Below are 17,307 nucleotides of genomic sequence, written 5' to 3' on the forward strand. Positions count from 1 at the left end.
AGCCCGGCCTTGCCCGAACATTGCCCAGCAATGACCCGCCCACGGGACCGGCCTTGCACCGGTCCCGTTTTTATTGGCGGGCGTTGCGATAGGCCAGCGGCGTCATCCGGGTGTTGGCCTTGAAGAAGCGGTTGAAGGCGCTCTGGGACGAGAAACCGACCCGATCGCTGATGCTCTGCAGCGGTTGATCCCCCTCACCCAGCAAGCGGCAGGCTTCGCTCACCCTCGCTTCCCTCAGCAGGGTCGAGAAACTGCTCCCCTCCCCCTGCAATTTGCGATTCAGGGTCCAGCGGCTGACATTCATGGCCGCGCACACCTCCTTGAGCAGGCTCTCGTTGCTCTCCAGCTCCCCTTCCCGGATCTTGTGGCGGATCCGCTCCCCCACCAGACAGGCAAAGGGGGCCCGCTCGGCGATGTCGGCGCAGATCTGCGCCAGCTGGGCCAGTTGCAGACGACCCAGCGGCTCGTTGTAGCACTGGCTGGGGCAGTCGAGTTGGGCATTGTCGATGGTCAGGGTGTTTTCCCCCTGCTCCCAGCGGCAGCTAGTGGCGAAGAACTGGTCCAGCAGTTGATGGCGCGGTGGCGGCCGCCCCGTGAAGCCCACCGAGACCCGAGGATCCGCCAGATAGACCCGCAAAATCCGGTAGAGCATGATGAAGTTGGGGATGGCCTGACTCGCCCCCAGGCTGGCGGGCCCCTGATTGACATACAGGTATTGGCTGGCCTGCGCCCCCCGCCGCACCCGCAGCTCGTCACAACTGCCGATGATGGGGCGATAGGCCAGCAGCATCTCTAGCGCCGCCCGCGGTGATGGCTGGTTCAGGCACAGGCTGATGAGGGGTGGATAGTGCTGGTAGAGCTGGCCGATGTCGTAGGAGAGGATGGTTTCGTGAAAAATGGCCAGATAGGGCTGCATCAGTTGCAGCATCCGGTAGTGGCTGTGGGCCGGCAGCCGGCCCTGCTCCCGCTCGATGTCGAACGACGTGAGGCCGCCCGCCATCAAAATGGCATCGGGATCGCCCCCCTGCTGCTGGCAGGCTCCCAGCATTCGTCTGATCAACTGGTTTGATACGCTCTGTGACATCCGTCGTCCAGGCCTCCGTGCTGACAGGAAATTGCTCGTGATCTCCACTTTATCGACTACTGATCCACCTCCCATCGAACAGGGTTAGGAGACCAAGGACCATTATGGGGCGGTCACAGGACGAGCAGATGTAACGGAGTGTAAAAGCACGGGCCAGCACGCATATTTACTCCCTATCGTCAGCCTCACCCATTATGAGAGAGGCAGTCCGGCAGGAATCGGACAAGAGCAGCGATAGTCAACCAGTCGCCCACCGCGATAGGGAAGAGAATCACCCATATCAGGAGGCATACGACGAGCCGACCGGGTTTCACACGGAGTCGGCCCCATCCATCTGTTGAGCTGCATGGATCAGATGTGCCCGTTCATTATTCAGAGGCGGGCGGCAGAGTTGGAAAAACTGGTAGGGTTGTGTGGATTAGCGACACGAAGCTCACTGTGACATGGAGCCAAGCCACGGGAGTGGGTGTGAAAAAGCAGATAAAAACAATGCCAGTCAGGCTTTACTGACTGGCATTAGCCTCATATCGAGGTTTTTTATCACCGGGTAATCGCCATCTCCATTCAGGAGGGCTGTTCGCCTTTGCTCTGGGCACCCGGCGGCAAGGGTTTGCGCGCCATCAACTCCAGTTCGAGCAGAGCATAGCGGTGCTCGATGAAGTCATAGACGTTGTTGGAGAGCGCCAGCTTGAAGTAGCTGATGGCTTCCTTGCGGTTGCCTTTGCCCAACTCGAACTTGCCCAGATAGAAATAGGTTTCACACAGGCGCTCGGCCAGCTCCCGGTTATCCTTCACCCCTTTCACCACGTTGCCCATCAGCTGGGACGCGTTGATCTCGCCGGTATAGAGGCGAACCAGATCCCAGTTCCAGGCGTCGTCATCGTACTTGTTGAGGCGCTCGCGCATCCGGCTCATGGCCGCAGCGGGATTGAGCTTCTGCTCGGCCAGATAGAGCCAGATCACCCGATAAGGGTCTTCCGGCTGCGCTTCGTAGAAACGCTTCATATCGGCCGCTGCCAGCTCGGGACGATTACCGTAATAGAGGGCAATACCGCGGTTAAGGTAGGCATAGTCATAATCGGGTGCCAGCTCGAGGGCTGAGTCGAATGCCTCATAGGCTTCGTCGTAGTTCTGCTGCTGTACCAGATAGACACCGATGAAGTTGTAGGCTTCAGCGAAATCCGGTTTCTCCCGCAGGGCCCTGTTGAAATCGAGACGGGCAAGGGAACGCAAGCCGACGCGATCAAACACCACGGCACGTTCATAGAACAACTCGGCCCGTTGCTCCGTGGTCAACTCCATTTCACTCAGCATCTGCCCGAGTCGGGCGAGCGCCAACTCGCTTTGGTAGGAGACCTGCAGGGGGGTCGCCAATACCAGTGAAGCAGGCTGCGCCTTGGGAACCTTAGGGGTGTTGACATGACTGCTACTGCTGCAACCCCACATGGGTAGCAGCAACAGGATACCAAGGAGGTATCCAATCCCTTTCCTGACGTTCAATGAACACTCCGACGCTTACGCTTGACCCCGCATATGGTAAAGGTCAGCCGCCACTTTGTCATGTAGCTGAGCCCCTCTCCATCAAATAAATCAGGATTCGACAGGGTATCCGGCCTCCAGCCAGCCGCGAAAACCGCCGTCAACACTGATTACGTTGCGATAACCCATCTGTTGCAAATTGTCGGCCGCCAGTACGGAGCGAAAACCGCCACCACAATAGAGATAGAGCGTGGTCTCGGGATCCGGGAACAGGGTCTCGATATCCCGCTCAATCACTCCACGACCCAGATATTGGGCTCCGGGCAGATGGCCTTTGGCCCACTCGCTCTCTTCCCGCACGTCGATCAGGTGAAACGTGCGCCCTTCGTCCTGCCAGCGCTTGATCTGGTGAACATCGGTTTCAGTGATGCGGGAGCGGATCCCGTCAACCAGCGCCAAAAAACGGGGATTGTGTTGCATGGCAAGCTCCTTTTGTTGAAATCATCTGCGTCAGCAAACGACACGCAGAGATAAGAAAAGAGCGCCATGAGGCGCTCTTCACTGTTACGGCAGGATTTCCTGTTGGTCCGCACCCTCTTTCTCTACCTGGGTGGGCAGCATGTGCTCGCGCTTGACGCCGAGGAACATGGCAAACGCACTCGCCACATAGATGGAGGAGTAGGTACCGAACGCCACACCGATCACCATGGCCACGGCAAAACCGTGGATCAGCGCACCGCCCTTGAGCAGCAGCGCCAGCACCACGATAAAGGTAAGGCCGGAGGTGATAATGGTACGACTCAGGGTCTCGGTCATGGAGAGATCCAGGATGTATTCGGTATCCCCTTTACGCACCTTGCGGAAGTTCTCCCGCAAGCGGTCGAACACCACGATAGTATCGTTCAGGGAGTAACCCACCAGGGTCATCAGCGCCGCCAGTACGGTCAGGTCGAACTCGTACTGGAAGTAGGCAAAGACACCCAGCGTGATCACCACGTCGTGCACCAGGGAGAGAATGCCCCCCAGCGCCAGACGCCATTCGAAACGCACTGCCACGTAGGCCAGGATACAGAGGATGGAGGCCAGCATGGCCAGCGCACCGTCTGTCGCCAGTTCATCACCCACGGAAGGGCCGACGAACTCGACGCGTTTGAGCACTGCGCCCTCGTCGAGCTGCTTGGCAGCCGCCAGCACTTCGTTACCCTGTTGTTCTACCTTGACCCCCTCTTTCGGGGTCAGGCGGAACAGCACGTCACGGCTGGAGCCAAAGTGTTGCAGGGTTGCCCCTTCAATCTTCTGCTCTTCCAGAGCGTCATGGATCTTGTCCAGGCTCACCGACTGCTGGAACCCCACCTCGATAGTGGTACCACCGGTAAAGTCCAGACCCCAGTTCAGCCCCCGATCAAACAGGAAGAACAGGGCTACCACCATCAGCACGGAAGAGAAAACCACACCCGGCTTGGCATAGCGCATAAACGGGATCGGTTTTTCAAAATGTAGAATCTGAAACATCTCTCTATCCTCAGATGGGCAGCTTGTCGATACGCCGTCCACCCCAAGCCAGGTTGATAATGGCACGGGAAACTGTGATGGCAGTAAACATGGAGGCGGTCAGACCAATGCCCAGCGTCAGGGCAAAGCCCTTGATGGCGCCGGTGCCGATACCGAACAGGATCACACAGGTGATCAGCGAGGTCACGTTGGAGTCGGCGATGGTGGAGAATGCTCGATCAAAGCCCAGATGGATGGCTTGCTGAACACCCCGACCGTTGCGGATCTCTTCACGAATACGCTCGTAGATCAGCACGTTGGCATCCACCGCCATACCCAGCGTCAAGACGATACCGGCGATACCCGGCAATGTCATGGTGGCCCCCGGAATCATCGACATGATGCCGACAATCAACACCAGGTTCATACAGAGCGCCAAGTTGGCAACCCAGCCGAACGCGCGGTAGTAGATCCCCATGAACAGCACGATCACCAGCATGGCCCAGCCGATGGCTTCCATACCGCTGTCGATGTTCTGTTGACCCAGGCTCGGGCCAATGGTGCGTTCTTCCACGATCTGGATCGGGGCGATCAGGGCACCGGCACGCAGCAGCAGCGCCAGGTTGTGGGCTTCGTTGGCGTTGTCGATACCTGTGATACGGAACTGGCTGCCAAGACGCGACTGGATGGTGGCGACGTTGATCACCTCCTCCTGCTTGCGGAACTTGCGCTTGCCATCCGGACCAGGTTGACCGACCGGCTTGTACTCGATGAAGACGGTCGCCATCCCTTTACCGACGTTGTCCTTGGTAAAGTTGGCCATCTTGTTGCCACCCTGGCCATCCAGCTTGATGTTGACCTGGGGACGGCTGTACTCGTCGAAACCGGACTGGGCACCCACGATGTGGTCACCGGTCAGGATCACCCGCTTTTGCAGCACCACGGGACGACCGTTGCGATCGTTATAGACCTTGGAGCTGGGCGGGACACGGCCGTCGGCCGCAGCCTGGATGTCGGCAGTCTCATCGACCATGTGGAACTCCAGGGTCGCGGTTGCCCCCAGGATCTCCTTGGCGCGGGCGGTATCCTGAATACCGGGCAGTTCAACGACAATGCGCTCGGCACCTTGCTGTTGTACCAGCGGCTCGGCCACACCCAGTTCGTTGACCCGGTTACGGATGATGGTGATGTTCTGCTCGAGGGCGTACTTCTTCACTTCCTTTATCTTGGCTTCGCTCAGACCAGCCAGCAGGATGAACTCATCCCCTTTCTGCTCGGTAGTGAAGGTCAAATCAGGGTTCTGACGACGCAGATGAGAAACGGCGCGTTCCTGATCGGCTTCGTCACGGAAGATCACCTGCACCTGATCACCGACCCGGCGCACGCCGGAGTAACGGATCTTCTGGGTGCGCAGCTCGGAGCGGAAATCCTGCACCATCTGCTCTTGCTGCTTGGTCAGTGCTTCGGCCATGTCCACTTCCATCAGGAAGTGCACACCACCGCGCAGATCAAGACCCAGCTTCAGAGGCGCCGCACCGATGGCTTCGAGCCAGGCGGGAGTGGAAGGTGCCAGGTTGAGTGCGGTAATGAAGTTGTCGCCCAGCTTGTTGGCAACGATATCGCGCGCCTTCAGCTGGTCTTCGGTGTTCTTGAAACGGATCAGGATAAAACCGTGCTCGAATGCAGCATGTTTGACCGGGATCTTGGCCGCTTCAAGGGTCTCTTTCACCAGATCAAGAGTATCTAGCTTGACTTCGGCACCACGGCTGGCAGAAACCTGCAAAGCCGGATCTTCGCCGTAAAGATTGGGGGCTGCATATAGAAAACCGATGGCGATCACCAGGATCACCATCAGGTATTTCCACAGCGGATAGCGATTCAACACGCTGTGCTCCTTGGGAGATTAAAGGGACTGGATAGAACCCTTGGGCAGAACGGCAGAGACGAAGTCCTTTTTGATGGTGACTTGAGTCTGGTCGTTCAGGGCGATCACCAGGTAATCGCTGTCTGCAGCCACTTTGGCAATTTTGCCAACCAGGCCACCGGAAGTGAGCACTTCATCACCCTTGGACAATGAGCTCATCAGATTGCGGTGATCCTTGGCACGCTTGGCCTGGGGACGATAGATCATGAAGTAGAAAATCAGGCCGAATACGGCCAGCATGATGATCATTTCCATACCACCACCCTGTGCACCCGGTGCTGCGCCTTCTGCATACGCCTTGGAGATAATGCTCATTTAACAACCTCTTATTGATGTAGATTTAAAAAAAAATTATATGTTGTTGTTATTTAACGTCATTTTCAGCTAACGGAGGCACAGGCTTCCCTTGCCGACGGTAAAACTCTGTTACAAAGTCGTCTAATTTACCCTGCTCGATCGCGTCCCGCAAACCCTGCATCACACGCTGGTAATAACGCAGGTTATGAATCGTATTCAGACGGGCACCGAGGATCTCGTTGCACTTGTCCAGATGGTGCAGGTAGCTTCGGCTGTAGTTCTTGCAGGTGTAGCAATCACACTCGGCATCCAGGGTACTGGTGTCGTTGCGATGTTGGGCGTTGCGGATCTTCACCACACCATCGGTGGTGAACAGGTGGCCGTTGCGGGCGTTGCGGGTCGGCATGACGCAGTCGAACATGTCGATACCACGGCGCACCCCTTCCACCAGATCCTCCGGCTTGCCGACCCCCATCAGGTAACGCGGCTTGTCGGCTGGAATTTTCGGGCAGACGTGCTCGAGGATGCGGTGCATGTCCTCTTTGGGTTCACCCACGGCCAGACCACCGACCGCATAACCGTCGAAACCGATCTCCAGCAGCCCCTTTAGGGAGACATCCCGCAGATCTTCGTAGACCGAGCCCTGAATGATGCCGAACAGGGCGTTCTTGTTACCCAGTGCATCAAACTTGTCGCGGGAGCGCTTGCCCCAGCGCAGGGACATCTCCATGGACTTGCGCGCTTCTTCATAAGTAGCCGGGTACGGGGTGCACTCGTCGAAGATCATCACGATGTCGGAGCCCAGATCGTACTGGATCTCCATGGACTTCTCGGGGTCAAGGAAGATCTTCTCGCCATTGATGGGGTGACGGAAGTGGACGCCCGCTTCGGTGATCTTGCGAATATGGCCCAGGCTGAACACCTGGAAACCACCGGAGTCGGTCAGGATCGGGCCCTGCCAGTTCATGAAATCGTGCAGATCGCCGTGGGCACGCATCACTTCCTGACCCGGACGCAGCCAGAGGTGGAAGGTGTTACCCAGCAGGATCTGGGCGCCGGTTTCACGCACTTCTTCCGGGGTCATCCCCTTGACGGTGCCGTACGTCCCGACCGGCATAAAGGCCGGCGTTTGTACCACACCACGTTCGAAGACCAGTTGACCGCGACGGGCACGGCCGTCGGTGGTTTTCAGTTCAAATTTCATTGCTACCTCGGCTGCGTCAGATAAACAGTCTGACTATAGGATGGCCGCTCACGGCCCGGTAAATAAGCTGAAGCTTATGCTTCAACCTGGCGACGGGTGACGAACATGGCATCCCCGTAGCTGAAGAAACGGTACTGTCCGACCACGGCTGCCTGATAGGCCGCCATCACGTTGTCATAACCGGCGAAGGCGCTGACCAGCATGATCAGGGTCGACTCCGGCAGATGGAAGTTGGTGACCATGGCATCGACAATCTGGAACTGGTAACCAGGGAAGATGAAGATATCGGTGTCACTAAAAAAGGGCGCCAGCGGTTTGCCCTGCGCCAGGGTGACCTTGGCCGCGCTCTCCAGCGAACGGACCGAAGTAGTACCGACCGCAATCACCCGGCCACCACGGGCACGGGTGGCCGCGATGGCATCCACCACCTCTTGCGGCACTTCCGCATACTCGGAGTGCATGTGGTGATCTTCAATCTTATCTACCCGCACCGGCTGAAAGGTGCCCGCCCCTACATGCAGGGTGACGAAGGCCGTTTCAACCCCTTTGGCCCGAATTTTCTCAAGCAGCGGCTCATCAAAGTGCAGGCCGGCGGTCGGCGCAGCGACAGCGCCCGGCTTTTGATTGTAAACGGTCTGGTAGCGCTCCTTGTCGGCATCCTCGTCGGGGCGGTCGATATAGGGGGGCAGCGGCATGTGGCCGATGGCCTCCAAAATCTCCAGCACCGGACGCGGGTCGAGGAAGTGGATCTCGAACAGGGCGTCGTGGCGGGCGCGCATCTCTGCCTCCACACCACCATCCATGATCATCCGGGTGCCGGGCTTGGGCGCCTTGGAGGCCCGGACATGGGCCAGCACGCTGTGCTCGTCCAGAATGCGCTCGACCAGTACCTCCAGCTTGCCGCCGCTGGCCTTCTGGCCAAACATGCGAGCCGGAATGACACGGGTGTTATTGAATACCAGCAGGTCACCCGGATTGAGCTGATCCAGCACATCCACAAATTGACCGTGGCGCAGGGCGCCAGTCTGACCATCGAGCTGCAACAGGCGGCTGGCAGTACGCTCTGCCATCGGATAGCGGGCAATCAGCTCGTCTGGCAGATCAAAATGAAAATCGGATACTTGCATCTTTCACCTCGGGGGGAATCGGCGGCTAGTCTAGTTATCCCCATCTTCCAAGGCAACCCAAAAGACCAAAAACCCAAGAGAGACAAGGGGTAGCGAGCAATATTGAGACACACATCCGGTTAATGATTCTTTAATGTTCTGTATTGACCCTGATCATGTTTTGCCAATGGGCGCTGGGCTAGGGTGAAAGCAGATACACAAGGAGGCCCACCATGATGACCCTATCCGAAATCATGACCGAACACCCCTTCACTCTGGGTCCGTCAAACAGTGTCAAACAGGCGATGGACCTGATGCAGCAGGAGCGGATCCGCCACATTCCCATCGTCGACGAGCAGCATCACCTGCTGGGGTTGGTAACTCTCACCGATATCCTGGCCACCCGGGAATCCAAGCTGCTGCTCATCAGCCCGGAGCGGGAAGCCGAATTTACCGACAGCGTGCAACTCGACGAGATCATGACACGGCAAGTGGCGAGCGTAGATCCTCACGCCGGCATCAAGGAGGCAGCACTTTACCTGCAGCGCCACAGATATGGCTGCCTGCCGGTACTCAAAGGACGCAAGCTCATCGGCATTGTCACCGAGTCGGACTTTATTGCCGTGGCCATCAACCTGCTGGAATTGATGGAAGAGCAGGAACCACCTACCGACTTTTGATAGATTAAGTTGTAATTAAATTACAATAAAAGCGTTTTCAGCCGTCTAAATAAGCTGAAATGATGAAACACTTTCATTTTGATTGAAAAATTACAACAAACACTTGCCTTGTGATCTGCGTCACACTATTATCCCTCCCATGCAATAGTTGCCGAGGGGAAGACGAGGGATTGTGCACCCATTATCTTCCTCTCATATGTCTGCAAGTTTGCACACCCCGTAGTTAGTCTTTGCTGTAAAGCATTTGTTTATATAGCCATTCCTTGTTTGATGACCCGGCCCTGTCGTTGCGATAGCGCCGGGATTTTTTTATCCGCGTTTTCTGCTCTCCCCCTTGTCAGCACATCCCCCATCGCTGCGAGGAACGGTCTCAACCTCCTCGCCACCTGTTTGCTCTATATGTTTGCACCACCGTTTATCTCATCGCGTTATCGTGGCTCTGCACACCTCTTCCCATGCCTTGAAAAGGCGATGTAGCGCACAGATATTGAACCACGACAAGGAGTTATCTCAGTAGGCCTGAGATATTCATGTTAGGTACAGCCATAGTGAGTTATCTAATAAGTAGATTTAAGCGATTCAAAATTGCGGCTTTTCTCGATTAGTGGAAGCCCCTATGATGAATCCATCGAAAGTTAAGCGCCTCGTCTGGCAGACTCTTCAACACCAGACCGGCATATGTACATCACCAAGGAGCAATTACATGTCTACCTACATCAACACTGAAATCAAGCCGTTCAATGCTACCGCCTACCACAATGGTAAATTCGTTCAGGTGTCTGACGCTGACCTGAAAGGCAAGTGGTCCGTGGTCTTCTTCTACCCGGCTGACTTCACCTTCGTTTGCCCGACCGAGCTGGGCGACCTGGCTGACAACTACGCTGAATTCCAGAAGCTGGGCGTTGAGATCTACTCTGTCTCTACCGATACCCACTTCACTCACAAAGCATGGCACGACACTTCTGACACCATTCAGAAGATCCAGTACCCGATGATTGGTGACCCGACTGGTACCATCACCCGCAACTTCGGCGTGATGATCGAAGAAGCTGGTCTGGCTGACCGCGGTACCTTCGTGATTGACCCGCAGGGCATCATCCAGATCGTCGAGATCAACGCTGGCGGCATCGGCCGTGACGCACTGGAACTGCTGCGCAAAGTCAAAGCAGCCCAGTACGTTGCTTCCCACCCGGGTGAAGTGTGCCCGGCTAAATGGAAAGAAGGCGAAGCCACTCTGGCCCCGTCCCTGGATCTGGTAGGCAAGATCTAAGCCTCCCGCTTCCAAGACCGGCCCGCATAAGGGCCGGTCTGCTTTCCGGCATTGCCAAATAGGCCTGAAAGCAGACCGACTCACATTTAATGCCAACTCGCCATTACAAGAAGGAATTCGACCATGTTGGATACCAACCTCAAACAACAGCTGAACACCTATCTGCAGTACATCGTCAATCCCATCGAGATCAGCGTGTCCGGCAACGACAGCGACAAATCTGCAGAGCTGCTGGCACTGGCCAGCGAGATCGCCGAGATGTCCCCCAAGATCACCCAGACCTCTGGCACTGCCGTTCGCAAGCCTTCCATGAGCGTCGCGCCCCAGGGCCAAGCACCGCGTGTTCACTTTGCCGGCATCCCCATGGGTCATGAATTTACCTCTCTGGTACTCGCCCTGCTGCAAAGCGGCGGCCACCCCTCCAAGGCCGATGCGGCAGTGCAGGAGCAGATCCGCAATCTCAAAGGTGAGTTCCACTTCGAGACCTATATCTCCCTCTCCTGCCACAACTGCCCGGACGTAGTACAGGCCCTCAACCTGATGGCGACCCTGAACCCCGGCATCACTCACACCATGATCGACGGCGCCCTGTTCCAGGAAGAGGTCGCCGAGCGTCAAATCATGGCGGTACCGAATGTTTACCTGAACGGTCAACCGTTCAGCCAGGGCCGGATATCGCTGGAAGAGATCGTCGCCAAACTCGACACCGGCGCCGCCGAGCGCAAGGCTGCCGAGCTGAATGAGAAAGATCCCTACGACGTACTGGTGGTGGGCGGTGGCCCGGCTGGCGCCGCAGCGGCCATCTATGCCGCCCGTAAAGGCATTCGCACCGCCATCGTTGCCGAGCGTTTCGGTGGTCAGGTGATGGACACCGTCGGTATCGAGAACTTTATCTCCGTGCCCTACACCGAAGGCCCCAAACTGGCCGCCAGCCTGGAGCAGCACGTCAAACAGTACGGCGTGGAAGTGATAACCGAACAGCGCGCCGCCGCCATCAGCAAAGATGGATATGTGAACGTGGATCTCGCCTCTGGTGCCACCTTGAAGAGCCGCGCCGTGATCCTGGCTACCGGTGCCCGCTGGCGTGATCTGAACGTACCGGGCGAGCTTGAGTACCGCACCAAGGGCGTGGCCTACTGCCCGCACTGCGATGGCCCCTTCTTCAAGGGCAAGCGAGTAGCTGTGATTGGTGGCGGTAACTCCGGTATCGAGGCGGCCATCGATCTGGCTGGCATCGTCGAGCATGTGACTGTGGTGGAGTTCGCCGACACCCTGCGTGCCGATGAAGTGCTGCAGAAGAAGGCTCGCTCCATGGGCAATATCGACATCATCATGAGCGCTCGCACCACCGAAGTGATCGGTGATGGCAGCAAGGTGGTCGGCATGGATTACGAAGATCGCACCACCGGTGAGATCAAGCACCTGGCGGTAGCGGGCATCTTCGTCCAGATCGGCCTGGTACCGAACACTGAGTTCCTCAAAGGGAGCGAGATTGCCATGACCCGCTTTGGCGAGATCGAGATCGATACCAAAGGGGCGACCTCCCTGCCCGGCGTCTACGCCGCTGGCGATGCCACCACGGTACCGTTCAAGCAGATCATCATCTCCATGGGTGCTGGCGCCACCGCCGCACTGGGTGCGTTTGATTACCTCATCCGCAACCCGGCGCCGGAAGCGACCAAGGCTGATGCTGTGACCGCCTGATAAACCCAGCGCAACAAAAAGCCGATGCTCGATTTAGTAAACACGAGCGTCGGCTTTTTTATATCTGCATCGATGCGCAATAGAAACCCCGCCGCAAATGGCGGGGGTGTTCATGACTGGACTTAAACGACGGGCATCACTCCAGCAAGAAAACAGCCTCGATATTATCACTTACCGTGATCTGCTGTTGTTGATAGCTGTTGTCCGCCATATCCGCCGCAGGTGCAGCCATCGCCATGGCCTGCACTACCTTCAGGTTGCGGCTGTAGGCGGTAATGGGCGAAGCATTGCGGTACTCCACACTGTAGACCTTGCCAAGCTTCATCCCGAAGGCCTTGGCCAGAGATTCAGCCTTGGTTTTGGCATCCTCAACGGCATTCAAACGGGCCTGCTCCTTGATGACCTGCGGCGATTTCAACCCGTACTCAATCTGGGATACGGACTCCAGCCCGGCTTTGAGTGCGGTATCCATCAGGGGGCTCAACTTGTCGAGCTGATAGAGCTTCACCGCCAATTGTCGCTGAGCACGGTATCCCAACAATACCGGCTTCTTGTTCTCGCCATACTGATATTCCGGCGAGACCATCAGGTTGCCAGCCTCAACATCGCTGCGCTTGATCCCCAGCCCTTCCAGTTGGCTGAAAAAGGCTGCGACCTTGGTATCGACCTGCTGCTTGGCCTTGAGGCCCTGCTTATCCAGTGCACTCACCGCCACATTGAGGGTGAGCATATCGGGTTCGGTCTTCTGCTCGGCATAACCGCTCACCACCAGATGGGGCGCTTGCGGCACTTCAATCGCCAGCAGCGGAGCACTGACAACCAGAGCGGAAAGAGTAAGAAGGGGACGCCACATAGAAAAAAACCTCAATCGAAAAGATTGAGGCCATTATGCCCGTGCAGCTACGGGATTCATATATCATGCGAGGGGGGGAACTGATCCAGTATCTGATTGGTCAGATCGAGACTGATGGTGACCACGCTGCAGACATCTGGGCTCTGCTCTACCTTATCTTGTGACGATGTCGCACCGCAGACCTGCACCTCATCATCGAAATGGAACGAGTCCCACGACAGAACATGTCCTTGCACCGCCTGTCCGAGATCGGTGCCACCAATTGCCTCCTCCATCGCAGACCAAGGGATGGTATCAGACGGCCCAAGCAAATTTTGCAACAACGGAGGGTGAAAACTGACCAGTGGATACTCCTGCTGACCCTGCTCATGGCCAACCAGAATCATGTTATGGGCAGACTCGGTATCCAAAACAGGCACATAGGTGATAGAGGCTGCAGCAAAGTCAACATAGAGCGAGCCCGCGACATCACCGGCCTCATTCTCTATCTCCATCCCATCCAGCCGATCACCGGCGATCGAGGCCTGATAGCCAAACTGACCTGCGCAGGTAATGTTGCCCTGTCCATCCCAGCTATAACGGATGCCATCAATGTCGACCCAGTTGAATGACTGCATGATTACCCTCTCTTCTACGGCCGCTATCTTATCCATCCACCTAAAGAAAAAACAGGGGCCAGGCAAGCCCGGCCCCGAGAGAGGGTTACGGATCAACCTTCAAGTTACCGTCATCCAGCAAGTGCTTGATGATCTCCTGATTGGAGCCCAGTGAGGCGAGGTCGAGTGAGTTCTGGAACTGGATGGTCAGTTCCGGGCTCCCACCGGCCCCGGCAGGATCTATCGTCAACGTCTTGGTCGTCGTGTTGAACTGCAGATAGTTGTCCAGCACGGCTGCCAGATCCTCGTTGTTCCCCACTGCAGGTACGCCGACCAGCAGATCCGAGAGATCCAGTACATCTCCACCATTGTTGGTATCACCTAAAGTGAAATCAGTAATGGTATCGATACTGCCGTCCGCATCCCCCGCCAGCCACTTGAAGGTGTCACTCTCCCCACCACCGGTCATGGTATCGCTGCCAAGGCCGCCGATCAGAATGTCCTTACCAAGGTCGCCCGTGAGTATATCGCTACCAGAACCACCATCCAGATAATCATCACCGACACCTCCAACAAGGGTGTCGTTCCCTTCCTGGCCAAAAAGGATATCGTTGCCACTGCCACCATATAGGGTGTCATTACCACCACTGCGGCTACTCTCCCCACTCAGCTCAGTAATATGGGTCCGGATGTAATCCACCGTCTGTTCACGTGTCCACCCATGACTGGACTCCAGCGTTTCAAATACCAGCCAACCAGAACCTTGGGGCAGATCCAGTCCCAACTCGCTGGCCAGCGTATCGGTATTGAGTACATCGCCAAACAGGATGTCATTGCCAACACCACCATCGGCCACGTCATTGCCGGCCCCCAGCAACACAGTAATCTGATCCCCCTCGGTCAGGGCTGCCGTCAACTGCTCGGCACTGGTCACAATCTGGGCATCGCCGATCGGGGCATTGAAACCCTGCTCGATCCGGATATTGTCTATCCGTACCTCAGCATTCCGGTCATTGGAGCTGTCGAGCAGTTCGAACACAAACCCGTATTGCCCGACAGGCAGTCCATCGGTTGTGATAGTGCTGTAAGCCGTCAAAACAGATGAACTAACGCCAGTAATGGTGCCCGTTTGCACTGGATTGAGCATATCCCAGACGCCACCCTCGAGTTTCACCAACTTCCAGGTGAAGCTGTCGCTGCTATTAACACCATTCAAGGCATACTGGAACTGCAGACTTGCTCCGGCTTGTGCCGCAGAAACCTGGATGGCATTGGCCACGGCGAGCGCCAATATTGTCCTGTCAGAATCAGAACCGGTTCGATCATCCCGGATCCGCAAGCTTCCATTTGTAACAGTATGCGATCCCTGAGCATCACCACTGAGCACCCATCCCGAGGCGGCATTTATGCCGCTACCACTACCAAATGTGGCCAAGTCAAGGAAGCTGCCTGCCGAGTAAAACTGATCTGCCGTTTCAGTCGTGTTATCAAAGAACTTCAACAAATCCTTGTTAACATCATTGGTCACCCCGATTGCATTGACCTGGCTGATGGCACTGAGTGAAACAAAAGCATCCACCGACTCCTTGATCACCTCAAATGTGGTGCTGTTGCCTGGTCCGGCGACCTGATTGCTGTCATTGAGGTAGTAAGTCGGGTTACCATCCGTGACAAAGAATGTCAGGTTCTGGTAACCGGGAGCAGCCTTGCTACCATCATTGAACCACTGCACGGCCTGATTGAACGCGGCTTCATAGTTGGTGCCACCATTGGCAACCAGTGCATCAATGGCATTGGTCAGGTTGCTCACATTACTGGCATCAAGCCCTACTATTGTCACACTCTCGCTGGCATTCGCCGCAAAACCAATCAAGGTGACATTGATCTCACCATCATGATCTTTCAACTGGTTGGCCAAATGGGTCAGGGAGGCCTTGAGCATATTCAGTCGTGCTCCAGCCATACTTCCAGACACATCGACCACCAGGGCAATATTGTAATTCTCACCCGGGATGAAATTGGTACTGGTGCCGCCGATGTCCCCCACCACAATATCGTGACCAGCACCGCCTGCAACCAGACCATCCACACTACCGTTGGAGTTGGGCACCTTGTGATCATCATCCGTGCCGGGGGTCCCGGTAGTGTCGGGGGTATCCGAGGTGTTGCTGCCCACAACCAGAATATTGGACGCGACGGGAGGCTCATTGCTCTTGACCGATACAGTAAAGTTGGCGCTGGCTTTATCTCCATCGGCATCAGTCAAGGTAGCACTGAAATCAAGGTCAATATCAGGAGGCGTGATCTTGTCGATCACTCCGAAATTCTCGATCCTCACCGAGTCATTGCCATTCAGCACAAAGCGGACATAAAGCTGGCTGAACTCCCCATCGGGTTCTATGCTGGCCAACTGCATCGACCCTTTGAGTCCTGACAGAACAAGCTCTCCGGAATCGACGACGGTCACGCCATCGGCAGCATAAGCCACCCACTGTATGGTGCTGGTATTGGTGTTGCCAACCCCGTAGACGTTGAAAGAGAGCCCATCAACGGCTGCAGTCGTGGATACCTTGAACCCTTCGTTATTGTCCAGGTTGCCGTTCTTAATCCCGAAACCATTGTTGTTCGGGTTGAGATTATCTGCATCACTCCCCGGCAGATCCTGAGGATTATTGACGCTGCCATTGAACAGCAGACCATCGAACAGTACACCAATCCCGCCAGCAGTAACTCCGATCGTCTCAACAGGCCCGCCAGCACCGAACTGTGCCCCGATCGAGAAAGTTTGGGTTGGCTGGGGAGTAACCAGTTCAAAGCTGTAAGTATTGTCGTCATTGAGTGTCAATGTATAGAACACTTTAGGTGGCTGCCCACTACCATCAATGGTTGCTACCAGAGTCTTGCCATCAGTCGACAAGGTTTCGGTGATCCCTGCCAAATCAGGCCATCCAGTCAGTTTCAGTCCACCAGTACCCAGAGGGCCATCAGCACCAAAAGAGACGCCAAACAATCCACCGGTAGTGATGTCGGCTACATTCATCACTTCCAGACTTTCGATGCCTGTGATCACGGGCATATCGTCTTCAATAACAACACTGACCTGCTTGGTATCACTCAAGTCACCATCACTGGCTGACAGGTTGAAGGTAAATGTCTTCAGTCCTTCCTTATTGTCTCCAAATTCATGATCGATGGGCCCCAGCAAGGTGACGGTATATTTACCAACCGGATCTACAGATACTTGTATGACTGGGATCCCTCCCGCTGAACCCACCAGTGTCGCAGACCCTATACCACTCCACACAACTGGTACCCCTCCAGAGCTCAGGCCAGATGGAGCAGAAAGAGTGAACGTAAAGGTATTGCTGTCGATATCTGTCACACTTGCCGTCGCATGGGTCGAGGTGCTATCGGTAATATCGCCGGGATTGGGTGAATTGTCTGGATTGGATCCCGGTAATCCCTCCTCGGATATGCGCAGATCCGAGACAGTCAGCATGGGAGCATCATTAGTTGCAGTGACGGTCACTGTGAAGGGCTTGCTGTCTGCCCCACCCTCGTCCGTGGTCCCCGCCACATTGCCATTCACGACCCCGCTCCAGTCCGCCGGCAAGCTAAA

Annotated in this window: 14 protein-coding genes; 3 read left to right on the forward strand and 11 right to left on the reverse strand. The window is 56.1% G+C overall.

Annotated features, from left to right (window positions below):
* Positions 1-70: 70 nt before the first annotated feature.
* The 8 genes from G5193_RS17330 to queA form a co-directional block, all read right to left on the reverse strand.
* The gene (locus G5193_RS17330; protein ID WP_227342450.1) at positions 71-1,048 is read right to left on the reverse strand and encodes an AraC family transcriptional regulator; all 978 of its coding nucleotides are present in this window, start codon (positions 1,046-1,048) and stop codon (positions 71-73) included.
* Positions 1,049-1,648: 600 nt separating this feature from the next.
* The gene (gene nlpI, locus G5193_RS17335) at positions 1,649-2,584 is read right to left on the reverse strand and encodes a lipoprotein NlpI (RefSeq protein WP_005344691.1); all 936 of its coding nucleotides are present in this window, start codon (positions 2,582-2,584) and stop codon (positions 1,649-1,651) included.
* Positions 2,585-2,674: 90 nt separating this feature from the next.
* Positions 2,675-3,043 carry a rhodanese-like domain-containing protein gene (locus G5193_RS17340; protein ID WP_005344690.1) on the reverse strand — a complete coding sequence of 123 codons (369 nt, stop codon included), beginning with the start codon at positions 3,041-3,043 and terminating at the stop codon, positions 2,675-2,677.
* A gap of 84 nt (positions 3,044-3,127) precedes the next feature.
* On the reverse strand, positions 3,128-4,075 hold the full coding sequence (gene secF / locus G5193_RS17345; protein ID WP_005337322.1) for a protein translocase subunit SecF: 948 nt from the start codon (positions 4,073-4,075) through the stop codon (positions 3,128-3,130).
* A 10-nt stretch (positions 4,076-4,085) separates the two neighbouring features.
* The gene (secD, locus tag G5193_RS17350; RefSeq protein WP_005337324.1) at positions 4,086-5,939 is read right to left on the reverse strand and encodes a protein translocase subunit SecD; all 1,854 of its coding nucleotides are present in this window, start codon (positions 5,937-5,939) and stop codon (positions 4,086-4,088) included.
* An 18-nt stretch (positions 5,940-5,957) separates the two neighbouring features.
* Positions 5,958-6,293, reverse strand: a complete 336-nt coding sequence (yajC, locus tag G5193_RS17355) for a preprotein translocase subunit YajC (RefSeq protein WP_005337327.1) — start codon at positions 6,291-6,293, stop codon at positions 5,958-5,960.
* 49 nt (positions 6,294-6,342) lie between these two features.
* Positions 6,343-7,479, reverse strand: a complete 1,137-nt coding sequence (gene tgt / locus G5193_RS17360) for a tRNA guanosine(34) transglycosylase Tgt (RefSeq protein WP_005337329.1) — start codon at positions 7,477-7,479, stop codon at positions 6,343-6,345.
* A 74-nt stretch (positions 7,480-7,553) separates the two neighbouring features.
* A complete protein-coding gene (queA, locus tag G5193_RS17365) occupies positions 7,554-8,606 on the reverse strand; it encodes a tRNA preQ1(34) S-adenosylmethionine ribosyltransferase-isomerase QueA (RefSeq protein ID WP_042056163.1) in 1,053 nt (350 codons plus the stop codon).
* 212 nt (positions 8,607-8,818) lie between these two features.
* On the opposite strand from queA, the gene G5193_RS17370 reads away from it, so the two are divergent.
* The 3 genes from G5193_RS17370 to ahpF all read left to right on the forward strand — a co-directional run bounded on the left by G5193_RS17370 (position 8,819) and on the right by ahpF (position 12,239).
* The gene (locus G5193_RS17370; RefSeq protein WP_013723842.1) at positions 8,819-9,265 is read left to right on the forward strand and encodes a CBS domain-containing protein; all 447 of its coding nucleotides are present in this window, start codon (positions 8,819-8,821) and stop codon (positions 9,263-9,265) included.
* 703 nt (positions 9,266-9,968) lie between these two features.
* The gene (gene ahpC / locus G5193_RS17375; protein ID WP_005337335.1) at positions 9,969-10,535 is read left to right on the forward strand and encodes an alkyl hydroperoxide reductase subunit C; all 567 of its coding nucleotides are present in this window, start codon (positions 9,969-9,971) and stop codon (positions 10,533-10,535) included.
* A gap of 123 nt (positions 10,536-10,658) precedes the next feature.
* Positions 10,659-12,239: an alkyl hydroperoxide reductase subunit F gene (gene ahpF, locus G5193_RS17380; protein WP_421206635.1), complete on the forward strand. Its 1,581-nt coding sequence runs from the start codon at positions 10,659-10,661 to the stop codon at positions 12,237-12,239.
* A 136-nt stretch (positions 12,240-12,375) separates the two neighbouring features.
* Here the strand turns inward: ahpF and G5193_RS17385 are convergent, their stop codons facing one another.
* The 3 genes from G5193_RS17385 to G5193_RS17395 form a co-directional block, all read right to left on the reverse strand.
* A complete protein-coding gene (locus G5193_RS17385; protein ID WP_005337338.1) occupies positions 12,376-13,092 on the reverse strand; it encodes an SIMPL domain-containing protein in 717 nt (238 codons plus the stop codon).
* A gap of 56 nt (positions 13,093-13,148) precedes the next feature.
* Entirely contained in the window at positions 13,149-13,709 is a 561-nt protein-coding gene (locus G5193_RS17390; RefSeq protein WP_042056172.1) for a hypothetical protein, read from the reverse strand.
* Between the two features lie 85 nt (positions 13,710-13,794).
* A complete protein-coding gene (locus G5193_RS17395) occupies positions 13,795-17,277 on the reverse strand; it encodes a VWA domain-containing protein (protein ID WP_421206637.1) in 3,483 nt (1,160 codons plus the stop codon).
* Positions 17,278-17,307 lie beyond the last annotated feature (30 nt).

Origin of the sequence: Aeromonas sp. 601027, from assembly GCF_049174455.1 — a bacterium.
GTDB classification, from domain to species: Bacteria; Pseudomonadota; Gammaproteobacteria; order Enterobacterales; family Aeromonadaceae; genus Aeromonas; species Aeromonas veronii_A.